The sequence below is a fragment of the Enterococcus thailandicus genome, from assembly GCF_001886265.1.
Classification (GTDB): domain Bacteria; phylum Bacillota; class Bacilli; order Lactobacillales; family Enterococcaceae; genus Enterococcus_B; species Enterococcus_B thailandicus.
In genome coordinates, this window is sequence record NZ_JXLE01000018.1 from 33,594 (window position 1) to 51,012 (window position 17,419).

The following is a 17,419-nucleotide window of genomic DNA, read 5'->3' on the forward strand; positions in this document are numbered from 1 at the left end:
ACATGTTAAATCTACTTTCAATTTTCTTATCATCTGCCTCACAAGGTGTTCTTTGGGCATTATTAGCAATTGGTGTTTATATTACGTTTCGTATTTTAGATATTGCTGATTTAACTGCTGAAGGAAGTTTTCCTTTAGGTGCTGGAATTGCAGCAATGAGTATTACACAAGGAATTCACCCTTTGCTTGCCTGCCTGCTAGGTTTTTTAGGCGGTGCGTTAGCTGGATTAGTTTCTGGCTTGCTTCATACCAAACTAAAAATCCCTGCATTACTTGCAGGGATCATTACCATGACAGGTTTGTATTCTGTGACCTCACGAGTGATGGGCGCACCTAATATCTCATTGCTTGGACAGCCCACTATTTTTGAATGGGTCGAATCATTGGGTGTTTCAAAAACAACTGCCGTTTTAATTGTCGGTTTATGTATCGCTTTACTGATTGTTTTTCTACTAGTGTTTTTCTTAAGAACAGAAACAGGGCTTGCAATTCGAGCAACGGGAGACAACCTAGCGATGAGTGAAGCAAATGGAATCAACACGGATAACATGAAAATCATTGGCTATATGATCTCCAATGGTTGTATTGCTTTAGCTGGCTCATTGCTTGCACAAAACAATGGCTTTGCTGACTTAAATTCTGGAATTGGCACAATTGTTATTGGCTTAGCTTCGATTATTATTGCGGAAGTTTTATTCCGTAACCAACCTCTACTTTCACGTTTCTTAACAGTCATTCTTGGTGCAGTGATTTATCGCTTCATTTTGGCACTCGTTTTCGAATTGAATGTCGAACCTAGTGACTCTAAATTAGCTTCTGCATTAGTTTTAGTTATCTGTTTATCTTTCCCACAAATTCAAGAAAAATTGCGCATTCCTAAATTCAATCGAGGAGGGAACAACAAATGAGTCCTGTATTGACAATTAAAGATTTACATCATACTTTTGAAAAAGGAACAACAAACGAAAATCATGTACTAAAAGGAATCAACCTCGCACTCCAACCGGAAGATTTTGTAACAATTATTGGAGGAAATGGTGCTGGAAAATCTACCTTACTTAATAGTATTGCGGGAACTTTTACTGTCGATCAAGGGCAAATTCTCTTACGTGAACAAGACATTACCAAAAAATCTGTAGTAGAACGTTCCAAAAATATCAGCCGTGTATTCCAAGATCCCAAGCTAGGGACAGCTGTTCGTTTAACTGTTGAAGAGAATTTAGCTCTTGCAATGAAACGAGGCAAAAAACGTGGTTTCTTTCGTGGCGTAAAGCCTCAGGACCGCCAATTTTTTAAAGAACAACTAGCAAGCCTAAATTTAGGATTAGAAAATCGTCTGACTACAGAAATTGGTTTATTATCTGGCGGGCAACGACAAGCAATCACATTATTAATGGCGACGTTACAACGCCCCGAATTGATTTTATTAGATGAACATACTGCTGCACTGGATCCGGCAACTTCTGCTACTGTAATGGAATTGACTCAGAAATTAATTCAGGAACAAAAATTAACAGCTTTCATGGTTACACATGATATGGAAGATGCCATTCGTTACGGCAATCGCTTAATCATGTTGCATCAAGGACAAATCGTTGTTGATATTGCAAATGAAGAAAAACAACAATTAACTGTTACTAAATTACTTGATCTTTTCAAAAAGAATAGCGGTACAACACTGAAAGAAGATACTGTTCTTTTAGCTTAATTCAATAAAAAGAAAAGCAGCTGAAATTAACTTTTTACTATTGTATACGAAGAAAGCCAGAATTTGATACAATAACAAAAAAGGAGTTGGATAATCAGATGGCTACAAAAGATACTGTACTTCGTTTACTAAAAAATTCAACGACATTTCTTTCTGGAGAAAAAATTGCCCAAGAACTACAACTTTCTCGTACCAGTGTTTGGAAAGCAATCAAAGAATTAGAAAAAGCTGGCTATCAATTTGAACATGGGCCAACCGGCTATCGGTACTTACCCTCTGATGTACTAGACGCAACAGAAATCAAACAGGAACTTCAGAACGACCAGCCACATTTGCACGTGCAGACAATGGCTACTTCTGAATCAACGATGCAAGATGCAAAACTAATTGCCGCAAAAGGAGCAGACTACCCTGCATTATTTGTGGCAGACATGCAAGAAAATGCACGTGGTCGTTTCGGCCGACCATTTTTTGCCGAACCAGAACGTGGCATTTACATGAGTTTACTTTTGCATCCCAACCAAGAGTTTGATGAATTACCTCAATACACTTTAGTTGCAGCCAGCGCTTGTGCTAAAGCAATCGAAAAACTTACGGGGGCATCAACTCAAATCAAATGGGTCAATGATATTTATATCAATGGTAAAAAAGTTTGTGGTATTTTATCAGAAGCGATTAGCGATATGGAATCTGGCAGAATCAGCCACGTAATTATTGGGATGGGTATTAATTTTTCATTACCACAAAATGAATTTCCCCAAGAAATACAGCAAAAAGCAACTTCTATATTTCCTGATGGTCATGCAACGATTACTCGTAATCAATTAATCATTGAAATTTGGAAAGAATTATTTGCTTACTTACGTGAGCCAGCAAATAAAGAATACTTATCCTTCTATCGAAAAAAATCATTTGTTTTGGGTAAACAAGTTTCTTTTACTCAAAAAGGTATCACGTATCATGGCGTTGCTAAATCAATTACGGATACAGGTGAATTAGTAGTTCAAACCCCTCAAGAACTTAAAATATTATCTTCTGGGGAAATCAGTCTTTCATCAATCAATTAAAAATACGCATACCTTATGACAAATTTTCTATCATAAGATATGCGTATTTTTTATTAGATGTTTTGACAAAGAATAGTTAACAATAATCCTAAAACATAGCTACCATTAAACAAAATCATGTTTTTGATGGAATAACTAAAACTAATTGGTTGTGGCAAACTTTTTTTGAATGCTTGCAAGTTCCCGTGAATTTTCGGAAAAGTTGCTAAGATAATCAAGATTGGCCATTCAAATACGCCCGTCAACAATCCTAATAATATCGCTACATAACTAGCATACATCAAGCTTTGAAAAAGAACTGTTCCCACTGGGCGACCAATATAAAACACTAACGTATAACGATGATTTTCAATGTCTCGATCAAGATCTCTTAAATTATTGGCTAGCATGATATTGGCAATTGTAAAAACTAATGGTAAAGAAGCGAGAACAATAGCCGCAACTGCCCAAAAATTTCCTTCCAACGCAAAATTACCAGTTTGGAAATCAATCATTAAATCATAGACATTCGTATTATGAGTATTGACATAAACAACCATTGCAAAAATCCCCAGCCCCATCGTAAATCCACTAAAAATTTCTCCTAATGGCATACGTGATAAAGGAATGGGACCAAAAGTATAAAACACACCAATAAAACAGCAAACCGCTCCCATCACTAACAGTAACCAGCCCGTTTGGATTGTCAAAATGATACCGATAATAAAAACAAATGCAATCATCCCCAAAATCATATTTCGAATAATTTTTGGTGAAGTATTTGTTCGACCAATTACGTTTTCTTGATATTTATAGACTTCCGAATGCGCTTTTTGATAATCCATATAATTATTGATTGCTGTCGTTGCTAAATCAAAAACTAACATTCCTATAAAAAATAAAAGTGTACTTAACCAGTGTACTTCATGAAAAAAAGCGATAGAGAATAAGACCCCTATCGCAAAAGGAAATACACTTGCCACTTTTGTTCGAATCTCAACGACTTCTAAAAAAATGTTCAGTGACATCTGCTTACTCCTATTCTAGCTTCGAACGATCACCCATTGAGTAATCTGAGTCTTCCGCTAATTTGAATTCATCTTTGATTGGATCAGTCACATAGACTTTTCCTTCTTTGGTAACAAAAATAGCATTTGTTCCATTGTCTAATTCTTCAACATAAGATAACCCTTTTTTCACACCCATTGAGAAAACTGCTGTTGAAAGGCCGTCACCATCAATTGATTTATTTGTGATGATTGTCACACTAGCAATATCATTGTCAAAAGGATATCCTGTTTGAGGATCAAATAAATGATGGTATTTCACACCATCTACTTCCAAATAGCGTTCATAAATTCCAGAGGTTACGAGCGTTTTATTTTTTTCTTTGATTGTCCCTAAAACCGAACCACGAGCAAGATTAGGATCCTGAATGCCGACATTCCAATCTTGATTTTCTCCACGAGGACTGTGTCCTAAAACATATACATTTCCGCCTAAATCAACAATTGCTGTTGTTACGCCGTTATCTTTTAGTACCTTGACAACTTCATCCGTAATGTATCCTTTAGCAATTGCCCCTAAGTCAATAATCATTCCTTTTTCTTTTAAGTAAACAGTTTTTTCTTCATCATTCAATTCAATTTTATGATAGTCAACTAATTTTAAAGCTTGATCAATTTCTTCTTGTGATGGTTTTCTGGCATCATCAAAACCAATGCGCCACAGTTGTGTTACTGAACCAATTGCCATGTCAAAACCGCCACGAGAATCTTCACTATATTCATATGCTTTCTTCACAAGTGAATAAACATCATCAGAAACTTTAACAGGTTTAATACCTGCTTGTGCATTGACCTCATCAATCTCGGAACCTGATTGATTGATTGTAATTTTGTCGCCTAATTCTTTTACTCGATCAAAGGCTGGTGTTAATACAGATTTTTTTCCTTCATCATACACTCGTATTCGTACATAAGTTCCTAACAAGAATTTTTCTTGTGCATATGGTTCACTCAAAATTCCTTTGGCTGGTTTATCGCTATCAGCTGTCTTTTCAGATGATGAACCACAACCAACCAGTGCAACTAAGGTACATACGGCTATTAAGGAAAGTAGTAATTTTTTACGCATAATTTTCCCCTTTTTACTTATTCTCAAGTTATCATACCTTCTTTTTTTCTAAATGAAAAGGTCGACACCAAAAAGAAAGAGGCTGATCCCAATTAAGTGATCAGCCCGTCATCATTTCTTGTTTAATTATTTAGTTACGATGTTGTCAACTTCAATTGTCGTTGTATCGCCTTTTTCAGCAGCATTGATCAATTGTTGACCATACATAATAAATGAATGTGAGCTATGTGTAGCACCTGTTACTACTTCTACATCAGCTGGTGAACCGTCTTCTTCACTCATCACTTTAACTAATTCTTCGTTTAGTTCTGGGATGTATGTTTCTGGAGCAGTTCCGCTTTTTTCTTTCATTGATTTGTTGTATTCAGCGTCATCTTGTTTTGATTTTCCATCTGCATTGATGTAATCAAAGTTTGATTTTGTAACTTTACCATCAGCTACAGTTAATTCAAATGTTGTACGGTAACCATTTTTTTCATTTTTTTCTTCTAAAGTATAAGTACCATCTTTCAAGTCAGCACCATTATCAATTTCAATTGTTTCTGTGTTTCCAGCTTGAGCAGCTTGGACTAATTGTTGAGCGTAATTTTGGAAGCTTTCTGATGAATGAGTTGCTCCTGTTACTACTTCTACATCACCTGGGTTTTGTGCTTCAACAAATTTTTCATTTAATTCAGGAATAAATGCTTCTGGATTTGTACCAGATTTTGCTTTCATATTTTTATTGTAATCAGCATCTTCTTGTTTTGATTTTCCATCTTCATTTACATTGTCATAGTTTGACTCAGTGATCTTTCCATCTTTAACAACGATTGTGAACACGGTACGATAACCATTTGAATAATTTTTTTCTTCTAATTTATATGTGCCATCTTGTAATTCTCCACCTGCGATTACAGTTGCAGTTGATTCAGTTGTTGAACTTTGTGAAGATTGTGCAACTGAAGATTCTGAAGTTGAACTTTCTGAACTACTGTTGTTGTCTGCTCCACAAGCTCCTAATACCAAGGCTGAAAACGCTAAAACAGCAAATCCAGTTACAAAACGATTCTTTTTCATTATTAACCCACCAATCCCTTTTTATAATTCTTATAAATAATTTGTGATTCATTATACATTCTAATGAATCACACCAATAAGTCAACCGTTTTCTTAAAAAAATAACATGAATATGTAAATCGTTTTCTTTCAGTAACTTTCGTTAAAAAAGCGCTTAATAATCTTTTGATTAAAAAATGGAAAAGGAGTTAGACAAATTTACATAACGTATATATAATGTAAAATGATTGTGTAATAATTATCAAACTGAAATGTTTACTAAGGAGCGGATTATCAATGACAAAGCAAAACATTGTCGTTGTAGGTGCAGGGTATGCCGGTGTGTCAGCAACAAAATTACTGGCAAAAAAACTTAAAAAAGAAGACGTAACGATCACTTTGATTGATCGCCATTCTTATCACACTATGATGACAGAACTACATGAAGTTGCCGGAGGACGTGTTGAACCAGAAGCCATTCAATATGACTTACAACACTTATTCTCTCGCCAAAAAAATGTGCAATTAGTTACCGATACAGTAATTGGTATCGACAAAGAAAAGAAAATTGTTAAAACAAAACTAGGTACTTATCCATTTGATCAATTGATTTTAGGTATGGGTGGTGAACCAAATGATTTCGGAACTCCTGGAGTGAAGGAACATGGATTCACACTTTGGTCATTTGAAGACTCAGTAAAAATTCGTGAACACATTGAAACAACTGTTGCTAAAGCAGCAATTGAACCAGATGATGCCTTACGAAAAGCAATGCTAACATTCGTTGTCTGTGGTTCTGGATTCACTGGGATTGAAATGATTGGTGAGTTAATCGATTGGAAAGCTCGTTTAGCAAAAGACTATAAATTAGATCCAAACGAAATTACTTTAATGGTTGTTGAAGCAATGCCAACAATTTTAAATATGCTTGATCGTAACGACGCTGCTAAAGCAGAACGTTACTTACAAAAGCACAACGTTGAACTATTGTTAAATTCACCAATCGTTGAAGTGGATGCGGATCACATTAAATTAAAAGACGGACGTCAAATTCCAACACACACATTAATTTGGACTGCTGGTGTCAAAGGTACAACGGATGCTGCTGACTTTGGTCTTGAAACAGCACGTGGCCAACGTCTAGTTGCTAATGAATACATGCAAGCTAAAGGATATGAAGATAAAAACATTTATATCATTGGTGATTTAGTATTCTACGAAGAATTTCCAAATACACCAACTCCTCAAATCGTTCAAGCGGCTGAACAAACAGGTCATACTGCTGCTGCAAACATCGTCGCTTCTATTAAAGGCGGCGAGAAACATAAATTCAAAGGAAATTATCAAGGATTTATGGTTTCAATTGGAGCCAAATGGGGCGTTGCAAACTTATTTGATAAAATTCATTTAAGCGGATTTTTAGCTATCATTATGAAACATATCGTTAACTTAAAATATTTCTTCGATATTCGTTCTGGTTACTATATGTTCCAATACTTGATGCATGAGTTCTTCCACATTAAAGATGATCGTAATGTTGCCCGCGGACATTCTTCACGTTACGGAAATGTTTTGTGGAGTGTTCCTCTTCGTGTTTTCTACGGACTGGTATGGTTTATAGAAGCTGGTAAGAAAATTGTTGGTGATGGTGAAGTACTAAAACCTAGCACTTGGTTTGGTGAAGGTTCATGGTTCCAAGGAAATAGCGTATTCCCTTGGACATGGGAATACAACGTTGCAGATGTTGCAAGTGGCGCATCAGCAGCCGGTGATGCAACAACAGCTGCGAGTGGTGCTGGTGAAGCAACAGCAGAAACAGCTACACAAGCTGCACACTTTGGTTTAAGTTACGCTTATGGCGAACAACCAATGGCAGTTATCGAAAAATCACCAAATTGGTTTACAAAAATCATGCAATTTATTATGCCCAATAATGACGTTGCAATGTTCTTCCAAAAATTCATGGTCTTCTTCGAAATTGCTTTAGCATTAGCATTGATTGCAGGATTATTTACATGGTTATGTAGTGCAACAACAATCGTTCTTGTCATTACTTTCTGTCTATCAGGTATGTTCTATTGGGTAAACATTTGGTTTATCTTTGTAGCATTCGCACTTATGAATGGTTCTGGTCGCGCAATTGGTTTAGATCGTTGGGTTATCCCATGGTTACAACGTACACTAGGTAGTTGGTGGTATGGTAGACCAAAAGCTCGCTACGGTGAAAAATAAAATGATTTTAGAAGAAAGTTCTAGGGGAACCTAGGACTTTCTTTTGTTCCTATGCTAAAATTGGAGCAGTTATTCTGGAACAAGGGGGTCAATTACAGAATGAAAGATTTTATCAAGAAAAGTTTACTCAAACCATGGGATATTTTCATCATTATGCTTTTGATTGTCCTTTCTTTTCTACCAATTATTATTTTTGGGAGTCAACAAAGTCAGTCTGTTGCAGAAAAAGAAGCTGTTTTACGCGTAGATGGAACAGAAATCAAAACGTTTCCTTTAATCAGTGGAAATAAGAGCTATACTTACACATATACAGATGCAGATGGCGACTACAATATTATTGAGATTGCCGGTGATAAAATACGAATGAAAGAAGCAGATTGTGGGGATCAAATTTGTGTTCGTCGTGGATGGGTAACGAAAAACGGCGAGACAATTGTTTGTTTACCTCATAAATTAGTGATTGAAGTTCGATCAACAGACGGGAGTGAGGCAGACAGCTTGATTTACTAGCTGGAAAAATTATGAGCAAACTACAAAAATTAATTTATATCTCCTTACTCGTGGCTCAAGGAGTCATTATTGGTTTATTAGAGAATATGATTCCTTACCCGTTTGCTTTTGCTCCTGGTGCAAAATTAGGATTAGCAAATTTAATTACCATTGTAGCCATTTTTACAATGAAAAAAAGAGATAGTTTCCTCTTGATTTGGTTGCGCTTATTTTTAACAACTTTACTTGGCGGAACGATTTCAACTTTTCTTTATAGTATGAGCGGTGCTTTATTGAGTTACTTTGGAATGCTTTTGATAAAACAATTAGGGCCAAAACGCGTCAGCATTATTGGAATCAGTGCTACAGGTGGTTTTATGCATAATGTAGGTCAATTAGTCACTGCATCCTTTATTGCTCAATCTTGGACAGTTATGCTGTACCTACCTGTCCTTTCAATTTTTGGCATTTTATCTGGAATCGCAATTGGTATTGCCGCAAATTATTTATTACAGCATGTCCAAACACTTCAACGATTCCAACTGGATTATGAACGGGAAACCAAACAAAAATGGAGCCCAGTGTTTTTAAAAAAATAATCGTTATACGAGGAGTTTTTTATGAATCTACATCCAATGTGGAAAAATTACCCAACTTTAGCTTTAGAACTAGAAGCTACGTTAACCAAAATGGAACAAATCATCAATCTTAAAAATAAACCTGTCGAGCAAGCAATTCGTGAAACAATTCATGCTGGTGGGAAGTTATTACGACCAGCTTATCAATTACTTTTTTCACAATTTGGATCAGAACGTGATCGTGACAAAGCAATTTCGCTTGCTGCGTCAATTGAAATGTTACACACAGCAACACTCATCCACGATGATATCGTTGATGAGTCAGATTTACGCCGCGGAAAGCCCACTTTACGTAATCAATTTGGGAACACCGTTGCCGTATACGCGGGCGATTATTTATTTGTTTGTTGTTTCAAGTTATTATCAGACTACTCAACATCACTTAAAAGTTTACAACTAAACTCAAGAAGTATGGAAAAAGTACTCGATGGTGAACTTGGACAAATGGATGACCGTTATCACTACAATTTATCTGTAAAAGAATATTTAGAAAATATCTCAGGAAAAACCGCTGAACTCTTCCAATTGAGTTGTTTTATTGGTGCCTATGAAAGTGGTACATCTGAATATTTTGCTAAAAAAGCAGGTGAAATTGGCAAAAATATCGGACTTGCTTTTCAAATCATTGATGATATCTTAGATTACACACAAGACAGTGAGGAAATTGGTAAACCGGTTTTGGAAGACATGCGTCAAGGTGTCTACTCACTACCATTGATTTATTCTTTGCAAAAGGAACAGGCTGCCTTACTTCCTTATTTAGAAAAAAGAGGAGATATGACTCTTGAAGACGTCAACACAGTCCGACAATTAGTTCATGAATTTGGTGGTGTTAAACACGCACAACGATTAGCTGCTAAATATACCGATGCTGCTTTGAAAGATATTCAAAAATTACCTCAAACAACTGAACAAACCAAAGAAAATTTATTAACTTTAACACAAACAATTTTGACTAGAACAAATTAAAAACGTTCAAGCAAAAAAATCAATAGTGATTTTTTGCTTGAACGTTTTTTATTTTATGAATTTTCTAGCGCATAGTTACGAATTCTTCTGCACCAGTTGGATGAATAGCCACTGTGTCATCAAAATCTGCTTTTGTTGCACCCATTTTGATGGCAACAGCAAAACCTTGTAACATTTCATCTACACCTACACCAATAGCATGTAGCCCAACGATTTTTTCTTCTTTTCCAACACAAATCAGTTTCATTTCACATTTTTGACGATAGTCACTCAGTGCAAAGTACATTGGAGTAAAACGTGAGCGATAAACTTTGATTTCTTTTTCACCATATTTTTTCAATGCCTCTTCTTCTGTCAAACCAATCGTAGCAATTGGTGGATGTGTAAAGATCACAGTCGGAACTAAGTTATAATCCAAATGTTCATCTTTCTTGTCATTAAATAAACGCTCTGATAACCGGCGTCCAGCAGCAATTGCCACTGGTGTTAGATCGATTTTCCCAATGACGTCACCCACAGCAAAAATATGTTCATCTGTTGTATTTTGATACTTATCAACTTGAACAAAACCTTTTTTTGTAAGTGTTACATTTGTATTTTCTAGTCCAAGATTTTCAGTATTAGGTACACGACCACCCGCAAAAAGCACACAATCACCCGTTAACGTATTACCGTTCTCAAAAACAACTGTATAGTCTTCTTCATTTTTGATAATCTCAACCGCTGTATGATTAGCAAAAGTCTTCATTCCTGCTGATTGGTATATTTCAATCAGGTTATCTGATAGCATCTTATCAAATGTGCGTAAGGGTCTTTCTTTTCGATATGCCCACATCACTTCACTACCAAACCCTTGCAACACGCCAGAAAGTTCTGCAGCAATATATCCTGCACCTAGTACAACTGTTCGAGCTGGTAACTCAGTTAATTCAAAGAAACCGTTAGAATCAATTGCGTATTCACCACCAGGGATTTTCATTTGACTTGCACGACCCCCTGTCGCAATTAAAATTTTAGGTGCTTGGTATTGTTCACCATTTACTTCAACTGTTTGACTATCAATAAATGTTGCATATCCCTTAATTGCATCTACTTGATTACTGTCTAATCCTCGTTGATAAGCTCCATGTAAAAAGTCGATATATTTTTGACGTTTTTCTACTAATTCGGAAAAGTCAACCTTCGTTACATCTGCTTGAATTCCATAGCTTGATGCATCTCGCTCAATTGTTTCTAAAATCGTGCTTGCTTGCCACATCACTTTTTTAGGTACACAACCGACATTTACGCAAGTTCCGCCAAGTTCATTACTTTCAATCAATAAAACTTTCGCGCCATACATACCCGCACGGTTCGCAGAAGCAATCCCGCCGGATCCTCCACCAATCACGATATAATCATAGGTTTTCATTTTGTTCCTCCTAGAAAAGACGAGTTGCCTCGGTCATTATTCTTTCTTTTTACGAATCATATCACCTGGTTTAACTGGTTGCTCAACCGGCATTGTTAAAATCATCATTGGATTTGGTGCACGGTCAATTGATTCGCCGTCCTCATTATACATAACTTCTACCGTTTGATAAAAATGATTGAACCCAGGACCATAAAACTCAATTTCATCCCCAATAGAAAATAAGTTTCTTTGACGAATTGTCGCCATTTTCGTTTCAGTATCATAAGCTAAAACTTCTCCAACGAATTTATAAACAGGGATTTTACGTCGCGCACCAAATAATTGCTCGTTCTCACTCGGCGTATCATAATAAAATCCAGTTGCCAGTTCTCTTTGTGCAACTTTCCACAATTCATCAACCCACTCTTGTTTACATACATAATTTTCTGGATCAGCCATATAACTATCTACCGCAGCTTTATAAACATTTGAAACCGTAGAAACATAATGAATTGATTTCATTCTACCTTCGATTTTAAAGCTGTCTACGCCGTTTTCGATTAGTTCAGGAATATGTTCGATCATTGACATATCTACAGCACTCATTGAAAATTCTTCTTCGATTTCTCCAGAATCTGTTAAACTATTACGTTCTTGACCAAACGGCATATCAAACAAGCCATATTTCCAACGACATGATTGTGAACATCCACCACGGTTTGCATCACGCATCGACATGTGATTAGATAGCGTACAACGACCAGAATACGAAATACACATAGCTCCATGGATGAATGCTTCTATCTCAATGTCCGTATTTTCACGAATAGCTGCAACTTCTTCCATTGATACTTCACGAGCCAAAACAACTCGTTCCAAGCCTTCCTCTTTCCAAAATTCCAAAGTTTCAAAATTGGTAGCAGAAGCTTGTGTTGACAAATGAATTGGTAACCCGGGTGCTTCTGTTGCACAAATTTCAATTAATGCTGGATCAGAGACAATCACAGCAGAAATACCAACATCACGTAAACTACGGAAAAATTCTCCCGCTCCTTCTTCGTTTCCTTCATGCGTAACCATATTTGCAGCTACATAAACTTTTGCTTGATGTTCTTTTGCAAAAGCAACACCTTCAGCCATTTCTTCATAAGTAAAATTACCCGCGCGGCTTCGTAAACCATAAGCATTTCCACCGATATAAACAGCATCAGCACCATAATGAATAGCCGTTTTTAATTTTTCTAATGTTCCAGCCGGAGCTAAGACTTCCGGACGTTTTAATTTCTTTTTGGTTGTCATTTTTCTTTCGTCATACTCCTTATTTGATTGAAGTAGGATCAATATAAAAGAATCCTGTATCCAATTCTCGATTTTCTGGATGTAACTTGCGAACTTTCTCTGTTAATTCGTTTGCTATTCCTTCGTTCCAATTTCCTGCTAAAATATTATTTTTTGCTTCGACAAATAACTTAGCAATTTCAACAAAAGCTTCTCCTGAAGTGAATAAACCATCTAGTTTCCAAGTTTGATAATGATAAGTATTTAATTGTTCCAACTCGTTCATTAAATTCAAATCATTACTTGCAAAAATATGTGTGCCATGACTATCTTCGTAAATCGAATAGTGAGTTTCTTCTTTCTTAGGTTCAGAAATAAAAAGACCTCTTTCACGTCCAACTTCTTCTGTTTGTTGTGTATAGTTATAATAATTTTGTAATAGTGGTCGTTTTGATTGATGGATACAAGTAGCACCGTATACTAAAATTTCTGTTGGAACTGCTAGTGATTCTGCCATTGCTTTCATCTCATCAAAAGGAACTTCTCTCGATAAAACAGCACCAACAGCTCCTTTTTTACTCCAAAAATTAATTTGGCGTGAGCTCGTTACCAGTGTTTCACCATCATAAATAAACGGCAAACGTAATTCTGGATTTTTCTTCATTGTATAAATAATTCCAGTGTCGCCTACCGTAATGACATCTGTTCCAATTTCTTTTAAAAATTGAAGATATTCTGGTACCTTTTTCATTTTTTCTGGATGAATAATACCGTTAACAGCGATATTCGCTTTTTTTCCATATTTATGTGCTAATTCAACTAATTCGCGCTGTTCTTTTCTAGTAAATGAAGCCGGCAAACGTAACCCGAATTGTTCTTCACCAAAATATAAAGTATCAACACCTGCTTTTAGTAATTCTTCTGCTTGGTTAAATGATTCAACAGTAGTTATGATTTCGATCATAGTTACCTCCTTCTACAACCTCATAATAGTAGCATAGGTCTAAAAACTTTCCAATAGTCCGTTATATTTAAAGTTGGATTTTCGAAAATATATTTTGGTTTTCTTAGTTAGAAAGTAAAAAAAATGACACAAAAATCAAAATTGATTTTTGTGTCATTTATCCAATGTAAATTCAGACAGAAACGATTTCCTTTTTAACTTTCGGTTCTCTAACATTCAAAGTGATTTTCCCTTTCGAACCACCAATAGTTACTCGATCACCTAGATGAATCTCCCCACTAAGCAAAGCTTCACTCAATCGATCTTCGACTTCTTTTTGAAGAGCACGACGGATTGGACGAGCGCCATACTCTGGATCAAATCCAGCTTTACCAATGATATCAATTGCAGCTTGGGTAATTTTCACTTCAATATCTTGGTCTGCTAAACGTTTTACAATCGCTTTACTCATAATTTGAACAATTTCACGAATTTCTTCTTTGTTCAGAGAATGGAAGACTACTGTTTCATCAATTCTGTTCAAGAATTCGGGACGAAAGGCTTTCTTTAATTCTTCCAAAATTCTTTTTTGCATTGCTTTATGATCTTTTGTTAAATCTTGAACGTTAAATCCAACATTTTTTTCTTCTCGAATTTGTGTCGCTCCAATGTTCGATGTCATAATTAGAATTGTATTTCTAAAATCAACTTTTCTACCCTTTGAATCCGTCAAATGACCATCATCAAGTACTTGTAATAATAAGTTAAAAACATCTGGATGTGCTTTTTCAACTTCATCTAACAAGATAACTGAATACGGTTTTTGGCGAATTTTTTCTGTTAATTGTCCACCTTCATCATAACCAACATAGCCTGGAGGCGAACCAATCAATCGACTAGTACTATATTTTTCCATAAATTCAGACATATCTACACGAATTAATGATTCTTCACTACCAAACATTACTTCGGATAAAGCTTTTGCAAGTTCTGTTTTTCCAACACCTGTTGGGCCAAGAAACATGAATGAACCAATTGGACGCTGTGGATCTTTCAACCCACTCCGTGCTCGACGAATTGCTCTAGATACTGCTTTAACCGCTTCGTCTTGTCCTACTACTCGTTCATGTAATAATGTTTCTAACTCTAACAAACGGTCGCTTTCTTTTTTCTCCAGTTGTTGTAATGGGACACCTGTCCATTCAGACACAACTGTTGCAACATCTTCATCCGTTACTCGATTAGCGTAACCACTTGTATTTTTTTCTTCTATCAACAAAAGTTTTTCAAGCTTTTGTGTAGCTTTCTTTTCTTGGTTGCGCAAATGAGCTGCAGTTTCAAAATCCTGTTTTTGAATTGCTCTTTCTTTCTCACTAATTAAACGGTCAATCTCAGCTTTAACTACAACTGACTCGCTTACATCACTCGTTTGATCTAATCGAACTTTTGCTGCCGATTCATCAATCAAATCAATTGCTTTATCTGGAAGCTGTCTAGAATTGATGTAGCGAATAGAAAGGATAACTGCAGCGCGTAAAGCTTCATCAGTAATTGCTACACCATGATGTTCTTCATAACGTGAACGTAACCCACGCAAGATTTCTTCTGCTTCTTCAGCTGAAGGTTCCTCTACCTGAATACGTGCGAAACGTCTTTCTAAAGCAGAATCCTTTTCGATGTACTTTTGATATTCATCTAAGGTTGTCGCACCAATTGTTTGAAGTTCACCGCGCGCCAATGCCGGCTTTAGAATATTTGATGCATCAATCGCGCCTTCAGCACCACCAGCGCCAATCAATGTATGTAGCTCATCAATAAACAAAATAACTTGGCCATCATTATAAATTTCGTCAATTACTTTCTTCATACGATCTTCAAATTCGCCACGATATTTTGTTCCTGCCACTAAAGAACCCATATCTAGCATCATCAAGCGTTTTGAACGCATTTCTTCAGGTACTTCACCTAAAATAATTTTCTGAGCCAATCCTTCAGCAATGGCTGTTTTACCAACGCCTGGTTCTCCAACAAGAACAGGATTGTTTTTTGTTCGTCGACTTAATACTTGGATTACTCTTTTCACTTCTTTTGAACGACCTACAACAGGGTCTAATTTATTTTCTTTCGCTAATTTAGTTAAATCACGTGCTAATGAATCTAAGGTCGGTGTTCCTTTAACGGTCTGACGTTTGTCTTGCGGACTTCTCCGACGACTAGCATTATTTTTAGGTCCTTCATTCATACCCATTTTTCGTTTAAGCATTTGGCGAACAGTAGAAACATCGACCCCTAGATTAATAAGAATGCGTGTAGCCATAATACTCTCATCTTTTAGTAAGCTAGCTAAAATCTGTTCTGTTCCGATTTTTTGAATATTCATTTTTTTTGCTTCGCTATTAGCTAATGCAAAAATTTGTTTCATTCGTGGTGAGTATGGGAGATAAATTCCTTCTGCATACTTATTTACGCCACCATAACCAATTAAATGTTCGATTTCTTCATAAATATCTGTTTCATTTACACCTAATTCACGTAACACTTTTCCAGCAATTCCATTAGGTTCTAAAACTAAAGCTAACAAAATATGTTCAGAACTAACAGATTGGTGTTTTAATCTTTTTGCTTCATCTTGCGCAATTTCTAAAACTACTTGGGCCCGTTCATTAAAAAGTTCTTCCATCAATCTTCACTTCCCATCTTCATAACTTAACCGTTCTAAAAAAGATCGTAGAATTCTAGCACGAATATGACCTTCTAAGTCACTGTAATTTAGAGTACTTTTTGCAATAGCACTAAGCATTAAGTTTCCTTCTTTTTTTGTAATCATCTTATCTTCATATAGTTTTTGGATAATTGAAAATGAATCTTTTTCACTAATCGTTTCATCGAATAGCTGATTAATTTGGTCCAACATATGTCTCTTATCAGAAATTCGAACTTTTGCAATTCTAATATAGCCTCCACCGCCGCGTTTACTTTCTACTAAATAACCGCGTTGGATAGTAAAACGAGTATTTATAACATAATTTATTTGCGAAGGAACGCAGTTAAAGAGGTCTGCCATTTCAATCCTTCGAATCTCAATCATTTCATTTTCTTCTAGAATTTTTTTTATATATGACTCAATTAAATCCGAGGTATTTTGATGTGCCATCTTCTTCATTCCCTTTGACTAATATTGACCTTAATTATAGCTAATTTAAACAAAGAATGAAAGGAGAATGCCTTTAGTTAATAAAAGTTTCAATAAAATACTATTTTAGAACAAAAAAAATACGGAATAATCTATTCCGTATTAACGCGCCCAAGAGGAGTCGAACCCCTAACCTTTTGATCCGTAGTCAAACACTCTATCCAGTTGAGCTATGGGCGCATATTCAATTAATAAAAATTATAAAACAAATTTAATAAAAAATCAATAAAAAAAATCGGGAAGACAGGATTCGAACCTGCGACCCCTTGGTCCCAAACCAAGTGCTCTACCAAGCTGAGCTACTTCCCGAAAAAATAAAAAGACTACGCGCCCAAGAGGAGTCGAACCCCTAACCT

The 17,419-nt window shown here is 36.0% G+C and carries 15 protein-coding genes and 2 tRNA genes; 7 read left to right on the plus strand and 10 right to left on the minus strand.

Annotation, left to right across the window (positions count from 1 at the left end; translation table 11 throughout):
* The first annotated feature begins 2 nt into the window (after positions 1–2).
* The 3 genes from RV17_RS11205 to RV17_RS11215 all read left to right on the plus strand — a co-directional run bounded on the left by RV17_RS11205 (position 3) and on the right by RV17_RS11215 (position 2,775).
* Positions 3–908, plus strand: a complete 906-nt coding sequence (locus RV17_RS11205; RefSeq protein ID WP_067484466.1) for an ABC transporter permease — start codon at positions 3–5, stop codon at positions 906–908.
* Positions 905–1,708, plus strand: coding sequence for an ABC transporter ATP-binding protein (locus tag RV17_RS11210; RefSeq protein ID WP_067484464.1), 804 nt, complete (start codon positions 905–907; stop codon positions 1,706–1,708). Before RV17_RS11205 ends, RV17_RS11210 begins: the two co-directional genes overlap by 4 nt.
* A 98-nt stretch (positions 1,709–1,806) precedes the next feature.
* The gene (locus RV17_RS11215) at positions 1,807–2,775 is read left to right on the plus strand and encodes a biotin--[acetyl-CoA-carboxylase] ligase (protein WP_067484461.1); all 969 of its coding nucleotides are present in this window, start codon (positions 1,807–1,809) and stop codon (positions 2,773–2,775) included.
* 53 nt (positions 2,776–2,828) lie between these two features.
* On the opposite strand, the gene menA is transcribed toward RV17_RS11215, so the two are convergent.
* From menA to pplA, 3 genes are all read right to left on the minus strand, one after another.
* Positions 2,829–3,782, minus strand: a complete 954-nt coding sequence (gene menA / locus RV17_RS11220) for a 1,4-dihydroxy-2-naphthoate polyprenyltransferase (RefSeq protein WP_071869253.1) — start codon at positions 3,780–3,782, stop codon at positions 2,829–2,831.
* Between the two features lie 10 nt (positions 3,783–3,792).
* Entirely contained in the window at positions 3,793–4,890 is a 1,098-nt protein-coding gene (locus RV17_RS11225; protein ID WP_067484456.1) for an FAD:protein FMN transferase, read from the minus strand.
* 126 nt (positions 4,891–5,016) lie between these two features.
* Positions 5,017–5,949, minus strand: a complete 933-nt coding sequence (pplA, locus tag RV17_RS11230) for an extracellular electron transfer flavoprotein PplA (RefSeq protein ID WP_067484454.1) — start codon at positions 5,947–5,949, stop codon at positions 5,017–5,019.
* 276 nt (positions 5,950–6,225) lie between these two features.
* Between pplA and RV17_RS11235 the strand changes: the two genes are divergently transcribed.
* The 4 genes from RV17_RS11235 (at position 6,226) to RV17_RS11250 (ending at position 10,256) form a co-directional block, all read left to right on the plus strand.
* Positions 6,226–8,160: an NAD(P)/FAD-dependent oxidoreductase gene (locus RV17_RS11235; RefSeq protein WP_067484452.1), complete on the plus strand. Its 1,935-nt coding sequence runs from the start codon at positions 6,226–6,228 to the stop codon at positions 8,158–8,160.
* Positions 8,161–8,259: 99 nt separating this feature from the next.
* Positions 8,260–8,670 (plus strand): NusG domain II-containing protein, encoded by a 411-nt coding sequence (locus RV17_RS11240; protein ID WP_067484449.1) that lies wholly within the window; start codon positions 8,260–8,262, stop codon positions 8,668–8,670.
* A gap of 11 nt (positions 8,671–8,681) precedes the next feature.
* Positions 8,682–9,248, plus strand: coding sequence for a Gx transporter family protein (locus tag RV17_RS11245; RefSeq protein WP_071869254.1), 567 nt, complete (start codon positions 8,682–8,684; stop codon positions 9,246–9,248).
* A gap of 21 nt (positions 9,249–9,269) precedes the next feature.
* Entirely contained in the window at positions 9,270–10,256 is a 987-nt protein-coding gene (locus tag RV17_RS11250; RefSeq protein WP_071869255.1) for a polyprenyl synthetase family protein, read from the plus strand.
* Positions 10,257–10,320: 64 nt separating this feature from the next.
* Here the strand turns inward: RV17_RS11250 and gor are convergent, their stop codons facing one another.
* The 7 genes from gor to RV17_RS11285 all read right to left on the minus strand — a co-directional run bounded on the left by gor (position 10,321) and on the right by RV17_RS11285 (position 17,372).
* Positions 10,321–11,667 carry a glutathione-disulfide reductase gene (gor, locus tag RV17_RS11255; RefSeq protein WP_071869256.1) on the minus strand — a complete coding sequence of 449 codons (1,347 nt, stop codon included), beginning with the start codon at positions 11,665–11,667 and terminating at the stop codon, positions 10,321–10,323.
* A gap of 36 nt (positions 11,668–11,703) precedes the next feature.
* Positions 11,704–12,948 carry a peptidase U32 family protein gene (locus tag RV17_RS11260; protein ID WP_071869257.1) on the minus strand — a complete coding sequence of 415 codons (1,245 nt, stop codon included), beginning with the start codon at positions 12,946–12,948 and terminating at the stop codon, positions 11,704–11,706.
* A gap of 19 nt (positions 12,949–12,967) precedes the next feature.
* Complete coding sequence (locus RV17_RS11265; protein WP_067484434.1) at positions 12,968–13,891, minus strand: peptidase U32 family protein; 924 nt, start codon at positions 13,889–13,891, stop codon at positions 12,968–12,970.
* A 172-nt stretch (positions 13,892–14,063) separates the two neighbouring features.
* Positions 14,064–16,550: an ATP-dependent Clp protease ATP-binding subunit gene (locus RV17_RS11270; RefSeq protein WP_071869258.1), complete on the minus strand. Its 2,487-nt coding sequence runs from the start codon at positions 16,548–16,550 to the stop codon at positions 14,064–14,066.
* A gap of 6 nt (positions 16,551–16,556) precedes the next feature.
* Positions 16,557–17,024, minus strand: coding sequence for a CtsR family transcriptional regulator (locus RV17_RS11275; protein ID WP_067484428.1), 468 nt, complete (start codon positions 17,022–17,024; stop codon positions 16,557–16,559).
* Positions 17,025–17,169: 145 nt separating this feature from the next.
* Positions 17,170–17,243 (minus strand) — tRNA-Arg (locus RV17_RS11280).
* Between the two features lie 55 nt (positions 17,244–17,298).
* Positions 17,299–17,372 (minus strand) — tRNA-Pro (locus RV17_RS11285).
* Positions 17,373–17,419 lie beyond the last annotated feature (47 nt).

What these genes read in the sequence shown, in the direction of transcription:
- RV17_RS11275 (WP_067484428.1), bottom strand. Translation starts at nt 17,024, where the DNA reads ATGGCACATCAAAATACCTCGGATTTAATTGAGTCATATATAAAAAAA.
- RV17_RS11210 (WP_067484464.1), top strand. Translation starts at nt 905, where the DNA reads ATGAGTCCTGTATTGACAATTAAAGATTTACATCATACTTTTGAAAAA.
- pplA (WP_067484454.1), bottom strand. Translation starts at nt 5,949, where the DNA reads ATGAAAAAGAATCGTTTTGTAACTGGATTTGCTGTTTTAGCGTTTTCA.
- menA (WP_071869253.1), bottom strand. Translation starts at nt 3,782, where the DNA reads ATGTCACTGAACATTTTTTTAGAAGTCGTTGAGATTCGAACAAAAGTG.
- RV17_RS11240 (WP_067484449.1), top strand. Translation starts at nt 8,260, where the DNA reads ATGAAAGATTTTATCAAGAAAAGTTTACTCAAACCATGGGATATTTTC.
- RV17_RS11265 (WP_067484434.1), bottom strand. Translation starts at nt 13,891, where the DNA reads ATGATCGAAATCATAACTACTGTTGAATCATTTAACCAAGCAGAAGAA.
- RV17_RS11250 (WP_071869255.1), top strand. Translation starts at nt 9,270, where the DNA reads ATGAATCTACATCCAATGTGGAAAAATTACCCAACTTTAGCTTTAGAA.
- RV17_RS11245 (WP_071869254.1), top strand. Translation starts at nt 8,682, where the DNA reads ATGAGCAAACTACAAAAATTAATTTATATCTCCTTACTCGTGGCTCAA.
- gor (WP_071869256.1), bottom strand. Translation starts at nt 11,667, where the DNA reads ATGAAAACCTATGATTATATCGTGATTGGTGGAGGATCCGGCGGGATT.
- RV17_RS11270 (WP_071869258.1), bottom strand. Translation starts at nt 16,550, where the DNA reads ATGGAAGAACTTTTTAATGAACGGGCCCAAGTAGTTTTAGAAATTGCG.
- RV17_RS11225 (WP_067484456.1), bottom strand. Translation starts at nt 4,890, where the DNA reads ATGCGTAAAAAATTACTACTTTCCTTAATAGCCGTATGTACCTTAGTT.
- RV17_RS11205 (WP_067484466.1), top strand. Translation starts at nt 3, where the DNA reads ATGTTAAATCTACTTTCAATTTTCTTATCATCTGCCTCACAAGGTGTT.
- RV17_RS11235 (WP_067484452.1), top strand. Translation starts at nt 6,226, where the DNA reads ATGACAAAGCAAAACATTGTCGTTGTAGGTGCAGGGTATGCCGGTGTG.
- RV17_RS11215 (WP_067484461.1), top strand. Translation starts at nt 1,807, where the DNA reads ATGGCTACAAAAGATACTGTACTTCGTTTACTAAAAAATTCAACGACA.
- RV17_RS11260 (WP_071869257.1), bottom strand. Translation starts at nt 12,948, where the DNA reads ATGACAACCAAAAAGAAATTAAAACGTCCGGAAGTCTTAGCTCCGGCT.